The sequence below is a fragment of the Pseudomonas sp. UBA6315 genome (assembly GCF_002438125.1).
GTDB classification, from domain to species: Bacteria; Pseudomonadota; Gammaproteobacteria; order Pseudomonadales; family Pseudomonadaceae; genus Aquipseudomonas; species Aquipseudomonas faucium.
Genome location: NZ_DJTF01000076.1, coordinates 26,784 through 45,544, shown reverse-complemented (window position 1 = coordinate 45,544; position 18,761 = coordinate 26,784). Strand labels below are relative to the sequence as shown.

Sequence of the window (18,761 nt, the reverse complement as noted above, 5' to 3'; positions counted from 1 at the left end):
CTTCTTGCTATCGGTTGCGGGCGATCAGCTGCCGCGCCGGCCCGTTCATCTTGAAGTCGCGCAGCACCAGGTTGTAGCCGTCCTGTGCGCCCTTTTGGGCAGCCTGCTGGATGCGGGCCAGGGTTGCGTCGTCAGCCGTACCCTGAACGGTGATTTCCTGCTTGATCGCAGGCATAGAGCCAATCGAAGCATCCGACTGGCCGCTGGCATAGGACGAGGCGTTCGACGCAACGCGCGGCGTCACGAAGCCACCGGAGGCATAGCCCTTGACGTTGAGGCCCTCCAGGTAGTTGCGCATGCCGGGCTGGGCCACCACCTCCTTGCGAAGGACGAACTCACCACCGTGCACAACGCCTTTCGGCTCGAACTTACCACCGTCGCCGGTGTAGCCGCCGCCAGAGAACCCGGACGACGCGATCGTTTCGCTGAATCGAGTCATGGTGCCCTGCCCCAGCGACTGGCTACCGCCAGTGATGAAACCGAATGCCGAGCCCAAGAAGCCCGCCGCAGCCTGTCGCACCTGGATGCGGATCAGGTCCTCGATCACGTCATCAGCAAAGTCCTTGAACGATAACTTGCCAGTCTTCACGAAGGTGGCCACAGCGTCTTCCATGTTGCTGAAGGCATTGGTGAACAACGTTCGTGTCTGACCAGCTACGTTCTGGGCCTGCTCGAGGTAAGTGTTGAAGGCAGCCTTCGCGCCGAGCGACCAGCTGGATTGTTGCTCATCTACCCGGAGGTAGTACTGCTCCTGCATGGCAAGGCGCTGGTCGAGAGCGTTCTGCAGCGCGGCATTCTCCTTTTGGTAAAGCTCTTCGCTGATCCTGCCCTCGTTGCGCTGCTGCAGCAGGTTGTCCATCTGCTGCTGATACTGCTGTTCGATGCTGAAGCGCTCTTGGAGACGCTGCTGTGCCTGGTCACCGAGGCCTGCGCCGGCCAGGTTGCTGTTCAGACCTATCGCGGACCTCTGCAGTTGGCTGTTCAGGTTTGCTTCGAAGGCAGCAAGCTTCTGCGCCTCTTCAGTGGCCACCTTACGCAGCTGCATTTCGCGCTCGAGCGCAGCGTTGCGCTTCAACTGAGCAGTGATCAGGTCCTGATTGGCGACCAGCGACTTCTGGTCGGCGGTCAAGGTTTTCTTGTCCTTGATGTCGGCCAGCTGCTGCTCCCACTTGACCAAGGCTTGGCCAGCCTCACCGAGTTTCTGCACTTCGCCTCGCTGGGCGCCGATGAGGATGTTCTGTTGCTGGAGTACTGAGTACTGCTGGCGGGCCTGGTCGAGCGCCTTGGTGCCGGCGTCCTCCCGGTAAGCAGGAGTCTTTTTGGTTGCAGGGTCTTTGTACTGCTCTTCGATGTCGGCGCGAACGCGCGCAATAGCCTCTGGCTTGAGCCGCGCATCATTTGGATCAGTCTTGCGGATCTTTTCCAGAGCGCGTTCGTACTTTTGCAAAGCATCGGCGCGCTTCTCTGCATTGGTCCAAGCTGACTTTTCAAGAGTGTCGACCTCATGCATGGCGATGATCGAGTCGCGCTGTCTCTGCCGGTAGTTTTCCTGAGCCTGGTCGATGGCTTGCTGCGTTCTGAGCTGATCTCCCAGAGCCTTTACTCGGCTTTCAAGAAGGGTGCGCTCGGACTTCAGCTGAGCGCTACCGGCAACGACCTTGTTCTCGCTTGCTCTTTTTTCCAGGCTGGCCAGCGCCGACTGCGCCTCGGCCAGTTGCTGGGCGATACCTTGAGAACGTCCGAAATTAACCGCAGCATCGCCGGCAGCCTTCGTTGCACCCCAAACCCCACGCCAGGCCTTCTCGATCCATCCAAGATTCTCAACAATCTCTTTCGATCTTGTATTGATGGTCTGGGCGTAGGTGTCAGTCAACAGCTTGGCTGCGCCGACGGTGTCCCCCTGATCCTTGAGAGCCTGGATCTGGGCGTATGTGCTGGCCGTGAGGAAATTGTATTGATCGTTCAGCTCTCGCGCCGCTGCAACTGGGTCCTTGCCGATCTTCACAAAATCGGCAATCGTTTCCTCTACCGCACGACCAGTTGCATCTTTCATCTGCAAAGCGGCGGTAGTGACGACCCCGAAGCTGTCACCAGCAATTTTTCCGCTGTTCGCTACCTGAGCCAGAGCATCCGCGGCTGCACCTGTCGTACCCACCGTAGTGCTGATCTGCCTCGCAAGATCAGCCATCGCCCCGACATTGCTGCCTGCAGCATTTCCGCTAAGCACCAGCGCCTTCCGAAACTCGTCCGCTTCTTGCGAGCCTTTGTAATAGGCAATGCCCAAGCCAGCTGCCGCCGCGCCTGCGACAGTAAATGGGTTGACCAAACCAACAGCGTATCCACCCAGCGCCCGCATCGCTGGCCCGATCCCGCCAAACATATCTTTCAGCTGTCCGCCCTGCTGGAGCAGAACGGTAAACGGGTTCATCCCGCCCTGTAGGGAGACTACGATGTCGGTGAACTGAGCAGGGACACCGCGCAGGGCTGCGGTATATGCCTTGGTCGACATACCAGCCGCCTGCGCCTGTCGGGCATACCTGTCTACGGCCTGCTCTGCCGATTGAGTGCTTGCCGCGAGATCCTTGATGAACACGCCGGAGCTTTTTGCCTGGAGACCAACGGTGCCTGTAGCGGCCTCAGCACGTTCTCCTGCTTTAGTCAGCTTATCGAGATCGTCCGCAGCCGAGACTGCTTCACCTGACTCAACTTTGATGCCTAGAACAGCGATATCACCCTGGCTCATACGTTTCTCCAGACAACAAAAAACCCGCCGAAGCGGGTTGATTTTTCTTACGAGGTTTAACCCTCGTCTTTGGCCTCGCACAGCGCGCGGTCCAATGATGTTTCGCCTTCACCTTCGAGGGAGACGGTTTGACCACCGCCATCTTTCCAGATCACGGTGTAACGTTTGAAGCCGACGTAACCGCCCATGGCGTTCTTCGAGTTCACCTCGCCACACACCCAGCCATCCTTCTTGCTCCGCTCATTCCTGAACTGAGCTGACGACGGGTCTGTGAGTTGCGCAGCAACCGCCTCTCGCGCCCGGTCGATATCGTTCTTCCCGCAGCCTGCCAGGGTCATCCCCACCAGCGCCACCAATGCCAAACGCTTCATGCGCACCCTCCTGGTTGATGAGGGCAATCTACACCATCAGCAGGAAGCGCCAAAAACCCCGGGCTCGAAGGATCGCGGGGCTAGAGACCCGATTTTAGGGTAAGCGCCATCGCACGCGATTTAAGGTTGGCCAGGCCCGCCTCCACGAAGCGGAACATGTCCATGTGCGAAACAGGAATGTCGCCAGGCGTACAGACCATTCCAGCCATCAGCTCCTGCTGGGACATTACGTAGGCATCGTCCGGGACCTCTTCGATGCTCTGCTCGCCTTCGTGGTTGAAAGCTACCAAGTAGCGCTTATGCGGACTGCCCTCGATCTTAGCCTGGTCGCGCTTTGGTAGAAACTCGCCCTCGACCACCGAGTAGGAGGCAATAAAATTTCGAGCGCCATCTAGGTGCTCGGTTGGAATGTCTGCGGCTGATCGAACTCCGAAAGCCGCATGAACTTGAGACCAAATCTTAGCCGTAGCCCGGCGTTGAATTGGCACAGGTAAAGCTGCCACCTTGCCCTTAACAATCGCGCCAAGCATGTGGAATCCATCGGTACCAATGGTCTGACCGAGCAGCGTCATCGACTGGTTCGTCTCGCGATGATTTAATGCGCGCCCTTCATTCCAGTATGACCATAGTGCGTCGTCGCATTCGTTCTGGTAGTCAATCACACCATCACGAAGCTCGGGCCGAACCTTACTGGCGTGAATCGACATCAACCAACCCGCGATCTTGCGCAGGGGGAGGCATGCCATTTCGTACCGTTTTCCATCGGATCCAGTTGTGGTGATCATCACCATAACTGAATTGAATCGCCCCCCTTGAAGCTTCGCGTGCTGGCTTTTCCAGTCCAGTCCCATCCCTTCTACAACAGGCTTCATTGGGATGAAAGGTTGGCCATCGCGCTCGATGAGCAGAAGTTTTGCCGAACGGAACGGGATGACACTGGATACAGCTGTGCTACTATTTGCCATGACGATTTCTTCTCCGAAGTTGATCTCGTTTCCCGAAGCCCTGACGACTCTCACCTCGTCGGGGCTTCTTCGTTTCAGGCTGCCGCCTGCTCCCGCCGCTTTTTCTCTTCCATCAAAGCGAACACTATCTCCGCAGTCTGCGAGCGGTAGTTCCTCTTCGCCTCGGTTTCCACCCATTGCTTGAGCTCCTCTGGCAATCTCATTTTCAGTTGTGGGTCTGTACGCATACCTGCATCCTCAAAGGACCACCGTGATCCCAAGAAATAGAACCACGGTGGTCCCATTGCTGTCAACACCACCGTGGTCCATTATCCGCGCCATGAGCAGAGAAGATTCGCAATTCAAGTTACGGTTGCCCGCCGCTCTGCGTGAGCAAATTGAGCAAGCAGCCCAAGAGTCCAAGCGTTCACTGAACGCTGAGATAGTTGCGCGCCTGGAGGAAAGTTACTCCAAGGGCGCATCCGCTCAGCCTATGTCAGAGCACGAAGCTGCTATGCAGGTCTTGGCCCAGATGTACCAAGAAACCCTCGATAACATTTATGAGCTGAAGTCGCGATCTCGCCTGAGCCCAATGGAGCAGGTCGAGCTGCTGCACGAAGAGGCTACTGCGAAGTATCTCCGCCAAGCGGCCGCACGAGCATCAATGCCGCCAGAGGATCGGCCTGCTCGGAGCAAGAGGGGGTCGATGCCCATCGGGATCGATAGCAAGTTCCACCTTGCAGCTTTGGCAGCGGAACACCCCCCGCAGCACAAACCGAAGAAGTAACCCCAAGCCGGCCAAGCACCGGCCGTTAAGGAGCCATGGATGTCCTGGTGGAAGAAGTTCTTCGGCGGATCGATTGCGGAGTCGCCTAACCCACAGCCGCATCCGCATCCGCAGATCGAGATTTCAAATCTGACACCCAATGACGATTCGCTGTATCTGGAGGCCGCACGCTTTGTTGTGTCGAGCCGCCGCTGCAGTGTATCGGCTGTTCAGCGCCAACTGAGAATCGGCTACAACCGTGCAGCGCGCCTGATCGAAGCGCTTGAGGACGACTGCGTTATTTCGGCACCTGATGCAGAAGGCAGTCGCCACCTACTCACCCTCCAGCAGCGGAGCGCCGCACGGCTACTGCCTTCCAAAGCCGTAATCGAACAGCAGCGAAAGCAAGAAGAGCTAGCTCTTCGTACCGCGTACCTCGTTGAAAAGTACGACGACCAATCAATCGTCCGGGCCATCCTAAAGGGGAAAATCTGGGAAGGGATGACTGCCGCTCAGCTATTCGACTCCGCCGGAGAGCCCGAGGCGATTGACCAAAAGTACATGAAGGACAAATCACGCGAAGTTTGGAAGTATGATCATGAAGTCAGCAATCGTTATCTACTTCGCGTAACACTGGAGAACGGCCTGGTGGTTGGCTGGGACTCTCGCAGCTAAGCCCGGCCAAGCGCAGCTCATATTTCACCCGTGATTTTCACGGGTTCATTCGCCTCAGCTCGCAAGGACGCGAACGATGCCTTCACTTAAGAAATCCTTTTCAAGCGGCTTACTCATGGTATCAGCCGCAATCGGCGGTGCTCTCCTCGAAGCCTCGACGGACCTTATCAAGAAGAACTTCGAATCGGCCTTAGTAAGCACCAGAAACACGCTAGAGGACTGGGCATCGCCTCTGCCGCGGGAGGCAGTCATTGGCCTCAATCTGATGTTCTTCATGCCCTCTGCATCAGGCGACGAGTCATGGGCCGAGGGGGTATCTGCGACCATCCCTTCAAGGAGCTGCCGGAAGCCTGGCGGCCACGATATCGTTAGGGCCTTTGATGAGTCACCAAACGGACACCGCACAAACACGATTATGAGTATTCACTGTCGACCGTCGGGAAGAGTCTCTGTATCACTGGCGCCACAGAGCGGTAACGTCAGGAAAATTTATGATGGACGATTCAAAGACGGCGATAAGGTAGGCTTCGCAGGCGTATCAGGAAGCTACGATGCAGGCGTTCTTACCATGCACCGCTTAGATGCAGTGAAGCCAACCGGTCCTTGGGAGCCCTTGAACCCGCCACAAGGTGAAATGAACACCCTCGAGTCTGTCTACGAGTAAGCATAAGCCCAGCCAAGCGCTGGGCTTTCGTATCCCAAAGGACTATCGGATGGCTATCACCGAAATCGGCTGCATGTCCCATCCTCGCCGTAAGTTCTTCGACCTGCATGTGGCGAACATGTGTTCGTCGGACGCTTACCAAGTACCCGCTAAGGGATAGTGTTCAATTCGGCACTCATGGGGTGGCCATCGCGTTTACACGTCCCATCCAGATATCGGTAGTTGATGTGCATCAACTGGCCTTTTTTGGGCCACTGCCTGCGTAGGAGCGTGCTTTGGTAATCAGCAGTTTCCGGTACGAATGTGATAGTCGCCCCCTTTTCCTGACATTCTGCCGTGGTCGATGCCTGGCCTACCTTCACGACCTGGGCCTGTAGCTTTGGATAGGGAAGCTTCAATACATCAGTTACACGTAGCTCCATACGGCAAATTTGCCACGTCGATGCTAGTACTGGCTGGCACATTACGAATAAGGGAATGGCAAATAGGGCGTAGCGAGTTGCACGGTAGTCCATTATTGGCCCTGCCTTGAACGTTGATAGGCTCACAAACTACTCTATCAATTCGCAGTCTTGATGCTTCAGACCATCCTTCAAGAGGCGAACCACGCTACCGGCGCCCCCATCATAGATCAGATCGTCGTATAGCATTACGGACTGCCGGTAATGGCCATTGAGAATTTCCAGCACAGCACAGATCGAATCCAGTCCCGCTTTGATCTTTTCACGGCTCGCAGGTGGGAGTGGTTTAGCGGCACGCCCCTGAACATGCAAGAGGTCAGTGTGCGCAATACGCTTGTTGCGATGATCGCGTGCAAATTTCGTGTCTGCTAGAGCTGAAATTACCGCGCCTTCCACCTGGGCACGTATTTTCGGATCACTGATGCACGGAGCAATAGCTCGAATGGAGAGGTTTTGCTGTGATTTGTTCTCGGGCGAGTCAGTAAGCCTTGATATCCCGAGCATCACTGCATCCCATAGCTGCGCTTGCACGACTCCAAAAAACGTAGGCGCCGAGCGGTTCAGGATCTGTACAGTATCCTCGTCAACACCGAAGAGCTGTTCATATTGCTTCCATAGCAGGAGCATATCGAGTAGGTGATCGTTGAGGTCGCAGTACATCGCACCGAGCTTCGCGCCCATGACTGTGATGCATAAATTCCTCTTTTCCGCAGCAGTGATCACGCCCAGCTCCTTCCTAGCCCTATAAAGCCATTCATCGTGCCATGCCGCCGTTTCGCTCTCAATTCCTGTCCGCCCATCCACCCTGGACGGAAACCCAGTAACCGGCCAGGGTGTCGGCGTAGTAGCGTTGTGCCCTCGCAACCAAATTGGAAGGCACACATGACGCTTGAGGAAGAATTTGAGCAACATCGGGAGCACCAGAAGGGTATCAACTCCGCATCTGTCGCCATCCTGCAGATGCTGGTTGGAGACATAGCCCATCGCCTACCGCCTGAGATGCTTACTGGACTCAGCCAGATCATTAGCCTCCATCGGCACAACGGCTGTGCAAAGAATTTGTCACCCGTGGCGGAGGAGGCATACAACCGCGTTTTTGATGAAGTGGAGGGCACTTTCATCGAAATTCAAAATGCCCGCTTGAGCCTAGAACGAGAAAAAAATACTCCCCGGCCCATTGATTGATAGCCCATGGATAGGAGATCAAATGTCAGATCAGAATGAGCTAATCACCCAGCTCAGTGCAGAGCTAAGCAGCCTGAGGAATGAGCTCCAAGCTTTAAAGGCTGGTAATGCGGCCGCTCTGGGAGCCATATCCGCTGCTTTGCGTGAGATTCCTGGCTACTCGCCACAGGTCATGGAGCAGATGCTCACCCACACGCTGAAGCACGGATGGCCCATGCCTGGGATCCCCGATAACGAGGTTACGGAGACGGCGTTTTCGGCCCCGCTTCGGTTTCTTCTGAATGATCAGCAGGAGGCTCGATCGTTCTTCCGAGGCCAGTGAATTCAGGGAACGTGATAGTTCCTTTCCGCAGGTCGATTCGCATGCCATGAGCCGAAATCATCACGAATGGATCATGGCTTCCATCGGTGCACTGTTTCATTCCCACCTCCTGCGGTCTAGCCGCATTAATCGCTACCCTACTCTGCCGCCTCGGCCATCACGGCCAGTGCTTCGTTTTCCATGGTACGTAGGTCGTTGAAGGCTTCGGAGAGCTCGCCGCGTTTCAAGCCAATCATCTTGGCGGTGCCAAGAATGGCCGTGTAGTCGAGCCCTGAGGGCCCTCCAGGCCCCAGGCGCCATTGAGTGCCTAGGGCCTCGAACAGGCAGAAGGCGGGCCACGCATCTGGCCACACCTCCACGTCCTCGGTTTCGATGTCGTCCAGGGTCAGCCCCAGAAACGCCAGTTGCTCGGCGGACGGGCCCTGTTCGTACAAGGCCCGCGCCGCCGCCTTCAGTTTCCCAAGCGGGCCGGGTTGTAGGCTTCCTGATAGGCATCCAGAACGGCTTGGGGTGCACCGACGCAGGTGGTCACCAGGTCGAGAATGGCCTGATCGGTGAACTTGTCGTCGAAGCCCCAGCCGGCGGTGACGGCCTTGATCTGATCGGCCTGCAGCTGTACCTGGCCGGCAGTGAACTGCTCGAGGCTTGCGCCTTCAGCCTTGCATTTCTCGGCATGCGCGTCGAAGGCCTGATTCCAGCCGTCGTACAGCTTGGCCAGGGCTGCACGATCCATGTAGCGGAAGGTGAACTCTACCGGTACCGGCTCGCCACCTACGCGAGGGATTTTCACCTCGGCGGTGAACGTTGGGTTCTGTGCGATCTTGATCTTCGCCATGAGGGTTCCTTACGCGCCGGCCAGGTAACGAAGCGAGCGAGCCGACAGCCCGACGCTGATGGTTCGGGTCATCACGTTGTTCCGCTCCATGGTCGGGTCGGGAGTGATGCTGACGTAGCCGGGGTACAGGATCTGGTCGCCGTTACGGAGCTTCATGCGGATCACGGCCAGCTCCTTCGAAGCGTCGTAGCCTTCCACGGCCTCGACGTAGGCGGCAGTCGGCTGGTCCTCCACTACGATCGACAGGCTGGTAGGGTTCCGGTTCGTAGGGAACTGCTTGTCATCGTCGTCCTCCAGGTATCCGACGGTCGCATACTGCTGCTCGCCGCCAGACGAGTTGAACGATGTGACCTTGGAGATTTGCACCCAGTCGGAAACAGGGAGAACGGAGCCTACGCCGGCGCCAGCGGTGAAGCGTTCCGCATCGCTGGTGTCCAGGCCGGTCAGGGAGAAGGCGCTGGCTGCGACGTTGGCCGCCTTCACGGCACGATCGTTGATCAGGGCCCAACCGGAGTTGACCAAGAGAACATCGCCGTTTTGGATGGTGTGATCGGCTGAAGTCGCAACAGGAGGTTTTGCGTTGGTCAGCGCGGTGATTGGGACGGCAGCGCCGATGACGCGTGCGATCTCCAGCACGGCGCCGTTCGGCAGCGGGAAGCGTGCGGCCATGGTGTAGTTCCTCTTGATAGCCCGCCGGGCGGCGGTTGGTTATGCCCCAGCGGGCGGTTGGTCCGCGACACCGCGGTAGGTGAAGCTGGTCGGGACCGTGTAGGTCGCCGACTCGGTGATGGTTGGGCCCTGGTCAACTGGTTCAGTGACCAAGCCCTCGAAGCCGTTGCGGCTGAGCGCCGAGTCCACTCGGAACAGGCTCGAAAGCTCATCAACCAGATTCTCAGCGGTTGCCAGGGGCCGGCCCGCCGGGCAAACGATGCTCACCTGGTAGACGCCGGTGTACTCGTAGGCATCGCTGCCCAGGTAGCGGCAGGTGGTGCCCGCCGGCAGCTGGAAAGCCTGCAGGTAGGTTTCGTCGGGCCCGGCCTCGAAACCCTGCTCGAAGTTCGCGACCCGGATCGGGCGCGCCGTGGCCCAGGCCATCAGCTTGATCTCGATGGCCTGCCTGGCTCGTGCTTGGCTCATACGCTGTTGTTCCTGATGGCTTCGTCGACGATGCGTTGGAAGTTGGCCAGGGTCACCCTGACCATGCCGACAGGCGCCTGTGTGGAATGCCCGTACTCGAGCGGGATGGCATACGGCAGGTTGTTAACGATGTACGCCGTCTGGCCGATGGTTAGCGCCTGCACCTGGGTGATGAGCGCGGTGATGGCTTCGCTGCCCGACGGGTCGATTCGGTCGAGCTCCTCAGTCGCCGGCGAATCCATGGAGAACTGCCAGTTGCCACGGAACCGTCCGCCGACGTATCCCTGGCCAGCTACCAATCCATTGGTGGCGAAGTTCTGCTCGCGCTCCGTCTTCGTCAGAGGCTTGGCGTACTTCACGCCCTTGCGCAGCTTGCCGGCGTTGGTGAAGTTTTCCTGGTTCAGATTGATTAGGGTGTTGCGCACCGCGACCTTGAAGTCGTAGTCATCGGCAGCCTTGTTGGCCTTGGTCCGGTGGGCCACGTTGGCCGCCCACAGCTCCGGGTTGCCGACCGGCGACATGCGGATCACGCTGCTGCCGATCTCGATCACAATCTCGCGGAAGGTGGCGTCCAGGGCTTGCTCCGCCTGCTCGGCGAACGCCCGTATGGCCTCGGCGAATCCACCCTGCTGTCCGCCGTACCGCTGGGCCATGTGTGAGCCGCGCGCCATGTCACTTCCTCAACTGAATGGTCCAGGTCGCCTGGGCCGGATCCTCGGAAACGTTGAGCACGCGGGAGCCGCTCACCTGGTCGCCGATCTTGGGCGCTGCGGTGACATCGCTGACAGCGCCGGCCTGCCCCTCGAACAGTTCGCTCTGAAGCACCAGCAGCTTCACATCCTCGGTCTGGATGCGGGTCCCGTCGATCTCCTTGGCCAGGTAGCTGCCGAACACGCCGCGCCCGGTGTAATGGACGGTGGAGGCCGGGACGGTGCCGCCGATCTCGGGGTCGTAACCACCCTTCACCTTGCGGGATCCAGCCACAAGCTTCACTGCGTCGGCCAGGCCATCAGGATCATCGAACGCTTCCGCCAGGTCGGCCTGGATTTCTTCTCGCATGCCCATTTCAAATAAACTCCAGCCAATCCCATGACAGAGATCGGACATGACAAAAAAAGCTGAATGCGAAATGGCGATACGCCAACTGGCTCACACCTGGGCGGGAACTAAGGAGCAACCGCCAGGCTGGCATCCGAGTTTCGGAGAGTTCAAAGACTGGCTTCGGGCCCAAGGTTATGGGCACTACCTTGAGTTCAAGAGCGTGATGCCCGCGAACGATGTAGCTGAGCAATGGTTTGATCAGGAACTGAAACAGACCTGGCGAAACTGAAGGCAGTTACACCCGTTTCAGCATAACGGTGCCAGGGCGCCGGATCCACGGGGCGATAAGGTCCAGGGCGAAGTTCTCACCAGCGGAGCGATCTACAGACCCCGCGACATAGGTCTTGCTGGTCGAGGTGCCGGCCTGGGCCGAAACGGTCTTGCTCTGCACCTCGCGCTGGGTGTCCTTGTAGAGCTTGCCGGCCGCTGCCAGCTTGGCCACCTGCGCGCCGGCAGCCACGATGGCATCTGGTCCCGGGACTGGCACCGGGCGCTTGATCTTGGCCGTGAGCCAGGCATTGGCCATGGCAACGGCAAGTACTGCATCACCGTCGCCTGCCCAGCCCTGCCCGAGCGCCTGGTCGACGTCACCAACGGTGATGAAGTCGGTCATGGCTTATTCCTTCGACGGGATGAGGGCCTGCAGATCGGGCTTGTTGAGGGTTGGATCGAAGGTGATGCCCTGGGCCGTCAGCCACTCCTTGAGCTCCGGCACCTTCATCTTGTGAGGGTCGGTCTCGTCGCCGCCCTCCTCCTCGATTGCCTTGTCGATCTCGGCCTGGCTGCTGACCGGGGCGTAGCCGTTCGGTGGGTAGGTCGACGCCTTGTAACCTTCTGCCACCCACTGGGCTACGGTAGGGCCGTCCAGGCGCAGGCCTTCCTCGATCTCACTCACGCTGATGCCCTGGCGCTGGTAAGCCTCGCCGATGTGCGGGGCGTCGCCTTGAACGGACACCGAGGTAGCACCGTCGATCACGCCGAAGAACTGGTCCAGGCGGCGATAGCAGGTGCCGCGCTCGCTACCCGGGGTGTTGGTGTAGATGACTTTCATGCAGATCTCCTGCGCAGGGCGCCAGGCCGGCGCCCCGCATCATGGGGTCAAGGGGTGGCGGTACCGCTGATGACTGCGGCGAACGGAACCTGCTTGCGGTCGAAGACGCGCTTCCAGTTCGCTGCTGCGGCGTACTGGGCGGCGGTCGGGCTCAGGTTGCGGTTCTCGCTGCCCTGCCAGCTGAAGCCGGCCGGCTGCAGAATGTAGGTTTTGCGCTCCCACAGCACCTCGGCACCACCGCCGTTGCCGCCGGCGGCGTTGCGCTGCATCTCGACCGGCATATGCGGGTCGCCCTCACCGTAACCGAAGGCACCTTGGCCGAAGAACAGCGAGAGGAACTGGCCCGGGGCGTAGGTCAGGGCGTCATCCATGAACACGGGCTTACCCAGGTAGGTAGCCAGGATGATCTTGCCCTGCGAGTCACGCAGGTACTCAATCATGTCCTGCTTGACCATCTGATTCATGACGACCGAGTGCACGCCGATGGCGCCGAACATGTCAGCAGCATCGCCGGCGGTGAAGGCGGCATCTTGGAAGGCGTTGGCGCTGATCGAGGCGCCCGCGTCCTTGACCATGTCGCCACCGTTCTGGGCGATGTTGGCTGCGATGATGCCGCGACCTGCGCCCATCAGATAACGCTGCCACTGGCGGGTCCAGTAGGTGCCGAAGCGGTTGCGGATGTGCTGCATGGGCTCGGAGTTGGCTAGCTCAGCAGTCAGATCGGAAACGCCGTAACCCTTGTTGAGGTACAGGGTTCGGGCGCGCATGCTGCCCTGCTCGGCCTTGCCGACGGCGCCCAGGTCGTCAGGGTCATCGTTGGAGATGTTCGGCGCCTCATCGGCATCGAGATCCTGCCAGTAGCTGATCTCGGAAGTGCCTTGGCCGTTCTTGGCAATGTTGTCCAGGGTGGCCGAGCGGGTGATGATGCCCGACTCATAAACGGCGGTCTTCTCTGGAGAATTCACCGGCTCCAGAGTGCCGTAGTAGTCGGCAACGAAGATGTCCGACAGTTGGGTAGATGCCATGGGTTAGGTTCCTCGGGTGGCTTGGAGTTTTTTGTACGCGTCGGGGTTGTCACGGGCGATCGCAGCGCGCTCGGCCTCGGTGTACTCGCCCCATTTCTTCGTGGCCTTGCCACCGTTGTCGCCGGTCTGCCCGGCACCCTGAGCCCTTGGCCACAGATGGGTAGCGGTTTCGCGCAGCGACTCCGCCCATTCGAGGGGAGACAGCGGGGTCTTGCCGTCCTTCCCGTACACAACTTCGCCGGCACGGTCGGTGGCAACGGGTTCGCCGTCCTCGCTCAATTTGAAGGTGCCGCGGGCGCGAAGGATGATGTCCTCGGCAGCCTCGGGCAGCGCGCCGGCCTTGATGGCAGCAGCGCGGATGGAGTCAGCCAGCACCTTGTCGCTGTACTTGGCAGCGAAGGCCTCTGCCTTGTCGGCACGCTCGTTGGCGGCCTTGACCTGCTTGTCCAGGTCGGTGCGCAGGCGCTCGGTGCGACGGCTGATGACCTCGTCCAGCTTGCCCTCGGCGATCAGCTTGGTCTCTTCGTCCTGGCCGGCCTTGTCCAGCAGGCCCTTTACCGCCTCGATGTCCAAGCCGTCGAACTGGCCCTTCAGCTTGTCCAGCTCGGCCTTGAAGGTCTTGTTGGAGCCGATCAGCTCGGTGTTTTTGGACTTAAGGCCCGAGACCTCGCCGTCCAGGAATTTCTGAACCTCGCCGCCGAGCGCTGCCTTCAGCGCGGCGGTTTGGGCATCGTCGAGGGTGAGGCCGTGGGCGGCCGGGTCGAAGTCAAAAGGCATGTGGCTATCCCCTGGGGATTGATTGGCCCGCCTGGCGGGCATGAAAAAGCCCCGCAACTGCGAGGCTTGTGGTGCGCGCCACGAAACCGTGGCCATTCGTTTTGTGGTGCGGGCTAGTTGATGTCGGCCCGCTCGAACGCCAACGGCTCCAACTCCTTGAGCTGGTCCAGCGTCAGCGGCTTGAAGTTCTTGTCCAGTTGCAGCGCGGCGAAGCGCTCGGCAGTCAGGCCGCCATCTCGGAACAGCTTGCCCCGCACCGGCCCCAGCGCAGCGTCCTGGAACGCCGCAGGCTGCGTTTTGAGCCACTGGTAGTAGCTGAGGCTTGCCGAGACCTGCCCGCCACCACCTGCACCGACGGCTGCCCGCGTAGCGCCTTGCCCGAACAGCGCCGACAACCTGGTGATCGGCGTGATGGTGGTCCGGCAATGGATGTGGAGCGGAGGCACCGGCCCCTTGCCCATCTCGAACTCGCGACCATCGAGGCTCCGACACTGCACGCTGGTCTTCCGGTCCAGGGTGGCGACGATCCGATAGCCAGGTACCACCTCGGCATTCGCCTTGAGCGTTTCCATGCGCGCGGTAGTGGCCACATGCTGGACTGCGGTCTGGACGACTGCCCGGGCGCTCCGGTTCGTGACCGCCAGTACGCCGTCCGTGAAGTTCTGCGCCGCTGTACCGCGCACGGCCTGGGTGATCTCGGCGTTGGTCTGCCCCTGCACTACCCCCATTCGGATGGCATTGGTTACCCTGTCCGCTTCCGTGCGGGTCCATCCGTTCAGGAAGGGCTTGAGCAGCTTGCCGCCGTCCACCCCGGCCACCTGCAGGGGCTGCGTGCTGATCGCCGCCCTGAGCAGCGAATCCGCCGGCAGTACCGCGTCGATCAGCAGTGCCTTGGCCAGGCTGCGTCCCTCGAACGCTGCCTCGTACTGCGCGATGTCCACCAAGTCGAACTGCATCCGATCGCTGAAGGCCTTGTAGATCTCCAGCAGCTTGCCGCCCACCCGCCCAAGAAACTCCTCCAACCGGCTCCGGCCGTAGGTGGTCAGTTCCTTGCGGGTGAGCTGGTCGCGAACATGGGTATCGGCGCGGCGCAGGTAGGTCTCGAACTTCTTGACCTCGCCAGCCTTGAGCCGCTCAAGCAGTACCGAGTGGCGGCTGACCTGCTCCAGCAGTTTCTCGTCCGCCGTTTGCTCCGGTTTCGTCGCCATCGTCTTTGTCCAGGTTGACGCCGCCCGCGCCGTGCTCGTCGCCGATCAGCTCGGCTTCTTCGTCGTAGGGGCGCTCGGGAAGCTTCCCCGTGGTGAGGTACTGCCAGTAGGTCTCAGCGCTGATGGTGCCGGCCATGACACTCTTCTGCAGCTCGGCCAGGACCTGGGCGTTGACCTCTGGGATCACGAACTCGGGCTTGACCGTGAAGACGACCTCGTCCGGGTTGTAGCCAGTCCACTCAGCCGCGTAGCGCAGTGCCTGCTCGATGGCGGCTGCTGCGGTGATGACGATGCTGTGCAGCGTGGCGTGCTGGTCGTTTTGGCGCGTCTTGCGGGCCTCGCCCGACTCCGTGCCGGACACGTCCATGACCTTGGCGCCAGCCTCAAGGGCTGCGTTCTTCTGGTCTTCCATCGCCGTGCGGACGGCCTGGATGCCGGCGCCCTGGAACTCGAGGTAGCCGCACGATCCGCTGGGCCCAAGGTCCCAAGCCGCTGATGGGCCGGTGACACTCAGCTCGACGCTTTCATCCAGGCCAGACACCCATGGCTGCGGGTGGCTGGTCTGGTGCAGCGCTGTGAAGTAGTCGGCGCTGAGCTGGTAGGACTTCAGCGCGGCCCGCGCCATGGTCAGCAGCGGGATCTCATCCACGTCCGGCGAGTTGTCGGTGGAGCCGCAGTAGATGACCGGGATGTAGTCCAGGCCGCGCACCAGGTTGTTGCTGCCATCGACGGTACCCAGCGGGCGGTCGTCCTCGATCAGCTCGCCAGCCTCGTTGCGCACGCCTGTGCGGCAAACCGCACCGTCCATGTAGAACTCGCGGTACACCGTCTCGCACTCGTGGCTGTAGCGGTCCTGCTCCTTGCGCCTGAACTCGCGGAACACCGACAGCACTAGGTCCTGGCGACCACCTTGGTCGGCGGTGTCCCAGTTGATGGCGTTGCGCACCGTGTAGGTGGCAAAGTACGGCTGGCCAGCTTCATCGATGTTGACCACCAGCGGCACCCGGCCATGAGAAACGGCCTGGCGCACGATCCGCAGGAACAGCTGGGTCAGACCGAAGCCATCAGCCGTGGCGTTTTCCTCCAGCCCTTTCAGGCCCGCAGGCAGCTTCACCTCGGGTATCAACCGAGAGACCAGGCCCATCATCGAGCGCAGTGAGTCCCGCACCCAGTGCTCATACTGGGCACGGGCGGTGTAGTTCTGGTACAGGTAGGCATTGCCGGCGCCGTCCAGTTTCTCGGCCTCGGTCATGCCGCTGGGCTTGGGCAGGTTGCGCGGGCTGCGCTTGATGGCGCCCTCGCCCTCCAGAGCGTCGTCCATCATCCGCCACTCTTCGATGTGAGCGTCGTAGTCTGGGTTGGTGGATTGAACAGGCATTACGCCAAACCTCCGATGCGGCGGACACCGCCTGTGCGTTTGCGTCGCGCCATGGCAACGGCGAAATAGCGGAACCCGTCAGCCGGGTGCGAGGACCAGTCATGAAGCGGCTTGTCCTTCCAGCACCCGCGCTTGTCGTCCCACTCCTTGCGATAGCTCTCCAGGGCGGTGATGCCCTCGCTGCACTTGGCCTCGTCGAAGGCGCAGTTCGGGAGGATCTCCCGCGCTTGCTCGATGCCTTCGTCAATGCCGAGCTTCGGGACAACCTGGAAGGTCATCCGATACTTCTCGCCGTCGATCTCGTAGCCCTCGCGGGCGAGTTCGCGCCGGGTCTTGCCGTCGCTACCAAACTCGCGGTTGTCGATGTCGTGGGGGCCCCAGTGCTCGCCGTAGGTGTATCCGCGATCCTTGAGCACCTTCATGTAGTGCCGCAGACCCTCGCCGCTGTTCTGGTAGAAGTCGATGACGTGGAATTCTTCGCCGACGATCCGGACGAACCAGATGGCCGTGGAGTCGCCCACACCGATGTCCCAGAACGTGTGCACCGGCAGGTGGCTGTTATCTGGCAGCTTGCCGATGCGCTGTGCGGCGTAGAGCTTGGTGAACTGCTTCGCGTAGTAGGCGCCCTCGATCGTCTGCTGGAATGCCTCGGCAGGGACCGACGGGTACTCGCGTTTCATGTCGTCGCCGAGGGTCTTTTCCTTGGCGGTGTACCAGGCGCGCTGGCCTGGGTTGGTCGCAATCCCGTGCTTCGCGCTCAGGTCGTCGAAATACTTGGTTAGGCGGTCCGGGATCAGGACGTCGGTCGGGTCCAGCCAGTACAGCGGGTTGCGCCACCAACTGAAGAAGAAGAACTTCCAGTCCAGCAGGCCCAGGGGCACGCCCGACAGCTGCTGCTTCTCGGCAGACTGGCTGTAGTCGAAGAAGTAACCGGCCCGGCCCTCTGCCGTCGACTCGATGGTGACGAAGCACTCAGCGGCCACGGCTTCAAACGCGCCGGTGACGATCTCTCGCGCCTTGTGCGGGAACTTGGCGCAGATCTTCCCGAACTCGGAAACGTGCAGGTAGCGCAGCGTGCCGCCCCGGAAGGACGTGGACACGTAGAGCGAACCGCCCTTGCTGAACACCAGCTCGCCGGCCGCGTCGTTCCTCGCCGGGTTGGCTGCCTTGATCTCTTTCGGCAGGTTGTCGTAGGCGTACTTCACCTTCTCCCGGAACAGTCGCTTGGCGTCGTTCAGGGTGTGGGCGATCAGGGCGCACTTGGCGGCCTCTAACAACGCGGCATCAAGCTGGACGATGCAGACCAGCGTGGTGAATCCCAGCTGCCGGGCCTTGAGGATGATGTTGCGGGTGTGCATCCCCTGGAAGTAATCGACCTGCTCCTGCGTCATGCGGAAGCGGACCTTCTTGCCCTGCTTGTCCGTGATGAAGTACAGGTTGTTCAGCCGCCAGAACCGGTCCCGGAGCAGTTTCATGTGCTCGGACTTCATGGTCAGGCATCCTTCGATAGTTCATCCATCAGCTGCGACAGCTCGTCGGCGTCTTTCGACTGCTCCTTGTCGTCCAGGCCGAATGCGGTGCGCTCAAGCACCTGCAGGTTCTTCATGGCCGAGGACAGCTGGAAAAGGGTCTTGGCGTTGCTGGGCAGGGCAACCGCGGCGAGCATCGAGCTACGGCGAAAACCGCTCTCGTCGTCGGCGGTCTCACGCTCTATCTCGTCCTCGATGTCCTCGCGGCGCTTGATGGTGGTGAGCAGATCATCCATCAGCAGGTTCGCAAGGTTCGCGGCTTTGCGAATGTCGCGGCGGTGGCTGCGAACAACCGTCGCGCCCTCTTCTGCCGCCTCCTCGATGATCTCGGCGTCCCGCTCGGGGTTCGCGCATTGGTCTTCGCGAACCTCGCCGCGAACCAGCTTGTTGCGAACCTCTTTGCGGACCTGCTCGGAAAGGTCCCGCTCCCAGCCCAACGCCTTGGCCTTCTTCCTGATCGCAGTGTCGCTCACCCCGTTGCGGTCAGCGATGGTGCGGATGGAAAGCGCCCCGGCCCGGAAGGCTCGTTCGATCGCCTCCCAGTCAGGTTGCTTTGCTGTCATGACCTCAGTAATCCTTGTCTAACGCG

The 18,761-nt window shown here is 60.3% G+C and carries 24 protein-coding genes; 5 read left to right on the top strand and 19 right to left on the bottom strand.

Annotation, left to right across the window (positions count from 1 at the left end):
* Window positions 1–7: 7 nt before the first annotated feature.
* The 3 genes from B3E94_RS09720 to B3E94_RS09710 form a co-directional block, all read right to left on the bottom strand.
* Complete coding sequence (locus tag B3E94_RS09720) at window positions 8–2,743, bottom strand: phage tail tape measure protein (protein WP_286913290.1); 2,736 nt, start codon at window positions 2,741–2,743, stop codon at window positions 8–10.
* Between the two features lie 56 nt (window positions 2,744–2,799).
* Entirely contained in the window at window positions 2,800–3,114 is a 315-nt protein-coding gene (locus B3E94_RS09715; protein WP_286913289.1) for a hypothetical protein, read from the bottom strand.
* Window positions 3,115–3,194: 80 nt separating this feature from the next.
* On the bottom strand, window positions 3,195–4,256 hold the full coding sequence (locus tag B3E94_RS09710) for a phage antirepressor N-terminal domain-containing protein (RefSeq protein WP_286913288.1): 1,062 nt from the start codon (window positions 4,254–4,256) through the stop codon (window positions 3,195–3,197).
* A gap of 142 nt (window positions 4,257–4,398) precedes the next feature.
* Here B3E94_RS09710 and B3E94_RS09705 point away from each other — a divergent pair, with 142 nt between their 5' ends.
* The 3 genes from B3E94_RS09705 to B3E94_RS09695 all read left to right on the top strand — a co-directional run bounded on the left by B3E94_RS09705 (window position 4,399) and on the right by B3E94_RS09695 (window position 6,163).
* On the top strand, window positions 4,399–4,845 hold the full coding sequence (locus tag B3E94_RS09705) for an Arc family DNA-binding protein (RefSeq protein ID WP_286913286.1): 447 nt from the start codon (window positions 4,399–4,401) through the stop codon (window positions 4,843–4,845).
* A gap of 39 nt (window positions 4,846–4,884) precedes the next feature.
* Window positions 4,885–5,499, top strand: coding sequence for a DNA translocase FtsK (locus B3E94_RS09700; RefSeq protein ID WP_286913284.1), 615 nt, complete (start codon window positions 4,885–4,887; stop codon window positions 5,497–5,499).
* 76 nt (window positions 5,500–5,575) lie between these two features.
* Window positions 5,576–6,163, top strand: coding sequence for a hypothetical protein (locus B3E94_RS09695; RefSeq protein WP_286913283.1), 588 nt, complete (start codon window positions 5,576–5,578; stop codon window positions 6,161–6,163).
* Window positions 6,164–6,714: 551 nt separating this feature from the next.
* Here the strand turns inward: B3E94_RS09695 and B3E94_RS09685 are convergent.
* The gene (locus B3E94_RS09685) at window positions 6,715–7,347 is read right to left on the bottom strand and encodes a hypothetical protein (protein ID WP_286913282.1); all 633 of its coding nucleotides are present in this window, start codon (window positions 7,345–7,347) and stop codon (window positions 6,715–6,717) included.
* Between the two features lie 159 nt (window positions 7,348–7,506).
* Here B3E94_RS09685 and B3E94_RS09680 point away from each other — a divergent pair, with 159 nt between their 5' ends.
* On the top strand, window positions 7,507–7,809 hold the full coding sequence (locus B3E94_RS09680; protein WP_286913281.1) for a hypothetical protein: 303 nt from the start codon (window positions 7,507–7,509) through the stop codon (window positions 7,807–7,809).
* A 239-nt stretch (window positions 7,810–8,048) separates the two neighbouring features.
* On the opposite strand, the gene B3E94_RS09675 is transcribed toward B3E94_RS09680, so the two are convergent.
* Genes B3E94_RS09675 through B3E94_RS09645 form a run of 7 tightly spaced genes read right to left on the bottom strand, consistent with a single transcriptional unit; the run spans window position 8,049 to window position 11,168 of the window.
* The gene (locus tag B3E94_RS09675; protein ID WP_286913280.1) at window positions 8,049–8,231 is read right to left on the bottom strand and encodes a hypothetical protein; all 183 of its coding nucleotides are present in this window, start codon (window positions 8,229–8,231) and stop codon (window positions 8,049–8,051) included.
* A gap of 37 nt (window positions 8,232–8,268) precedes the next feature.
* Window positions 8,269–8,565 (bottom strand): DUF1799 domain-containing protein, encoded by a 297-nt coding sequence (locus tag B3E94_RS09670; RefSeq protein ID WP_286913278.1) that lies wholly within the window; start codon window positions 8,563–8,565, stop codon window positions 8,269–8,271.
* A gap of 17 nt (window positions 8,566–8,582) precedes the next feature.
* Window positions 8,583–8,966, bottom strand: a complete 384-nt coding sequence (locus tag B3E94_RS09665) for a phage tail assembly chaperone (RefSeq protein ID WP_286913277.1) — start codon at window positions 8,964–8,966, stop codon at window positions 8,583–8,585.
* Window positions 8,967–8,975: 9 nt separating this feature from the next.
* On the bottom strand, window positions 8,976–9,635 hold the full coding sequence (locus B3E94_RS09660) for a phage tail protein (RefSeq protein WP_286913276.1): 660 nt from the start codon (window positions 9,633–9,635) through the stop codon (window positions 8,976–8,978).
* Window positions 9,636–9,674: 39 nt separating this feature from the next.
* Window positions 9,675–10,103 carry a phage tail terminator-like protein gene (locus B3E94_RS09655; RefSeq protein WP_286913275.1) on the bottom strand — a complete coding sequence of 143 codons (429 nt, stop codon included), beginning with the start codon at window positions 10,101–10,103 and terminating at the stop codon, window positions 9,675–9,677.
* Window positions 10,100–10,774 carry a hypothetical protein gene (locus B3E94_RS09650; protein WP_286913274.1) on the bottom strand — a complete coding sequence of 225 codons (675 nt, stop codon included), beginning with the start codon at window positions 10,772–10,774 and terminating at the stop codon, window positions 10,100–10,102. Before B3E94_RS09650 ends, B3E94_RS09655 begins: the two co-directional genes overlap by 4 nt.
* A 1-nt stretch (window position 10,775) precedes the next feature.
* Entirely contained in the window at window positions 10,776–11,168 is a 393-nt protein-coding gene (locus B3E94_RS09645; RefSeq protein ID WP_286913346.1) for a hypothetical protein, read from the bottom strand.
* Between the two features lie 40 nt (window positions 11,169–11,208).
* Here B3E94_RS09645 and B3E94_RS09640 point away from each other — a divergent pair, with 40 nt between their 5' ends.
* On the top strand, window positions 11,209–11,433 hold the full coding sequence (locus tag B3E94_RS09640) for a hypothetical protein (RefSeq protein WP_286913272.1): 225 nt from the start codon (window positions 11,209–11,211) through the stop codon (window positions 11,431–11,433).
* 6 nt (window positions 11,434–11,439) lie between these two features.
* On the opposite strand, the gene B3E94_RS09635 is transcribed toward B3E94_RS09640, so the two are convergent.
* The 8 genes from B3E94_RS09635 to B3E94_RS09600 all read right to left on the bottom strand — a co-directional run bounded on the left by B3E94_RS09635 (window position 11,440) and on the right by B3E94_RS09600 (window position 18,735).
* On the bottom strand, window positions 11,440–11,817 hold the full coding sequence (locus B3E94_RS09635; protein ID WP_286913271.1) for a hypothetical protein: 378 nt from the start codon (window positions 11,815–11,817) through the stop codon (window positions 11,440–11,442).
* Between the two features lie 3 nt (window positions 11,818–11,820).
* Window positions 11,821–12,255, bottom strand: coding sequence for a HeH/LEM domain-containing protein (locus B3E94_RS09630; protein WP_286913270.1), 435 nt, complete (start codon window positions 12,253–12,255; stop codon window positions 11,821–11,823).
* 47 nt (window positions 12,256–12,302) lie between these two features.
* Entirely contained in the window at window positions 12,303–13,280 is a 978-nt protein-coding gene (locus B3E94_RS09625) for a major capsid protein (protein WP_286913269.1), read from the bottom strand.
* A gap of 3 nt (window positions 13,281–13,283) precedes the next feature.
* On the bottom strand, window positions 13,284–14,057 hold the full coding sequence (locus B3E94_RS09620) for a hypothetical protein (protein ID WP_286913344.1): 774 nt from the start codon (window positions 14,055–14,057) through the stop codon (window positions 13,284–13,286).
* A 113-nt stretch (window positions 14,058–14,170) separates the two neighbouring features.
* Window positions 14,171–15,265: a minor capsid protein gene (locus B3E94_RS09615; RefSeq protein ID WP_286913268.1), complete on the bottom strand. Its 1,095-nt coding sequence runs from the start codon at window positions 15,263–15,265 to the stop codon at window positions 14,171–14,173.
* Window positions 15,192–16,643, bottom strand: a complete 1,452-nt coding sequence (locus B3E94_RS09610; RefSeq protein WP_286913266.1) for a DUF4055 domain-containing protein — start codon at window positions 16,641–16,643, stop codon at window positions 15,192–15,194. Before B3E94_RS09610 ends, B3E94_RS09615 begins: the two co-directional genes overlap by 74 nt.
* Window positions 16,643–18,133 (bottom strand): terminase, encoded by a 1,491-nt coding sequence (locus tag B3E94_RS09605; RefSeq protein ID WP_286913265.1) that lies wholly within the window; start codon window positions 18,131–18,133, stop codon window positions 16,643–16,645. Before B3E94_RS09605 ends, B3E94_RS09610 begins: the two co-directional genes overlap by 1 nt.
* Before the next feature lie 2 nt (window positions 18,134–18,135).
* Window positions 18,136–18,735 carry a hypothetical protein gene (locus B3E94_RS09600; RefSeq protein ID WP_167055728.1) on the bottom strand — a complete coding sequence of 200 codons (600 nt, stop codon included), beginning with the start codon at window positions 18,733–18,735 and terminating at the stop codon, window positions 18,136–18,138.
* Between the last annotated feature and the right edge of the window lie 26 nt (window positions 18,736–18,761).

Bases quoted from the DNA above. Each gene is read 5' to 3' on its own strand.
- B3E94_RS09720 (WP_286913290.1), bottom strand. From the start codon at position 2,743: ATGAGCCAGGGTGATATCGCTGTTCTAGGCATCAAAGTTGAGTCAGGT.
- B3E94_RS09715 (WP_286913289.1), bottom strand. From the start codon at position 3,114: ATGAAGCGTTTGGCATTGGTGGCGCTGGTGGGGATGACCCTGGCAGGC.
- B3E94_RS09710 (WP_286913288.1), bottom strand. From the start codon at position 4,256: ATGGGTGGAAACCGAGGCGAAGAGGAACTACCGCTCGCAGACTGCGGA.
- B3E94_RS09705 (WP_286913286.1), top strand. From the start codon at position 4,399: ATGAGCAGAGAAGATTCGCAATTCAAGTTACGGTTGCCCGCCGCTCTG.
- B3E94_RS09700 (WP_286913284.1), top strand. From the start codon at position 4,885: ATGTCCTGGTGGAAGAAGTTCTTCGGCGGATCGATTGCGGAGTCGCCT.
- B3E94_RS09695 (WP_286913283.1), top strand. From the start codon at position 5,576: ATGCCTTCACTTAAGAAATCCTTTTCAAGCGGCTTACTCATGGTATCA.
- B3E94_RS09680 (WP_286913281.1), top strand. From the start codon at position 7,507: ATGACGCTTGAGGAAGAATTTGAGCAACATCGGGAGCACCAGAAGGGT.
- B3E94_RS09675 (WP_286913280.1), bottom strand. From the start codon at position 8,231: ATGAAACAGTGCACCGATGGAAGCCATGATCCATTCGTGATGATTTCG.
- B3E94_RS09665 (WP_286913277.1), bottom strand. From the start codon at position 8,966: ATGGCGAAGATCAAGATCGCACAGAACCCAACGTTCACCGCCGAGGTG.
- B3E94_RS09660 (WP_286913276.1), bottom strand. From the start codon at position 9,635: ATGGCCGCACGCTTCCCGCTGCCGAACGGCGCCGTGCTGGAGATCGCA.
- B3E94_RS09655 (WP_286913275.1), bottom strand. From the start codon at position 10,103: ATGAGCCAAGCACGAGCCAGGCAGGCCATCGAGATCAAGCTGATGGCC.
- B3E94_RS09650 (WP_286913274.1), bottom strand. From the start codon at position 10,774: ATGGCGCGCGGCTCACACATGGCCCAGCGGTACGGCGGACAGCAGGGT.
- B3E94_RS09645 (WP_286913346.1), bottom strand. From the start codon at position 11,168: ATGGGCATGCGAGAAGAAATCCAGGCCGACCTGGCGGAAGCGTTCGAT.
- B3E94_RS09640 (WP_286913272.1), top strand. From the start codon at position 11,209: ATGACAAAAAAAGCTGAATGCGAAATGGCGATACGCCAACTGGCTCAC.
- B3E94_RS09635 (WP_286913271.1), bottom strand. From the start codon at position 11,817: ATGACCGACTTCATCACCGTTGGTGACGTCGACCAGGCGCTCGGGCAG.
- B3E94_RS09630 (WP_286913270.1), bottom strand. From the start codon at position 12,255: ATGAAAGTCATCTACACCAACACCCCGGGTAGCGAGCGCGGCACCTGC.
- B3E94_RS09625 (WP_286913269.1), bottom strand. From the start codon at position 13,280: ATGGCATCTACCCAACTGTCGGACATCTTCGTTGCCGACTACTACGGC.
- B3E94_RS09620 (WP_286913344.1), bottom strand. From the start codon at position 14,057: ATGCCTTTTGACTTCGACCCGGCCGCCCACGGCCTCACCCTCGACGAT.
- B3E94_RS09615 (WP_286913268.1), bottom strand. From the start codon at position 15,265: ATGGCGACGAAACCGGAGCAAACGGCGGACGAGAAACTGCTGGAGCAG.
- B3E94_RS09610 (WP_286913266.1), bottom strand. From the start codon at position 16,643: ATGCCTGTTCAATCCACCAACCCAGACTACGACGCTCACATCGAAGAG.
- B3E94_RS09605 (WP_286913265.1), bottom strand. From the start codon at position 18,133: ATGAAGTCCGAGCACATGAAACTGCTCCGGGACCGGTTCTGGCGGCTG.
- B3E94_RS09600 (WP_167055728.1), bottom strand. From the start codon at position 18,735: ATGACAGCAAAGCAACCTGACTGGGAGGCGATCGAACGAGCCTTCCGG.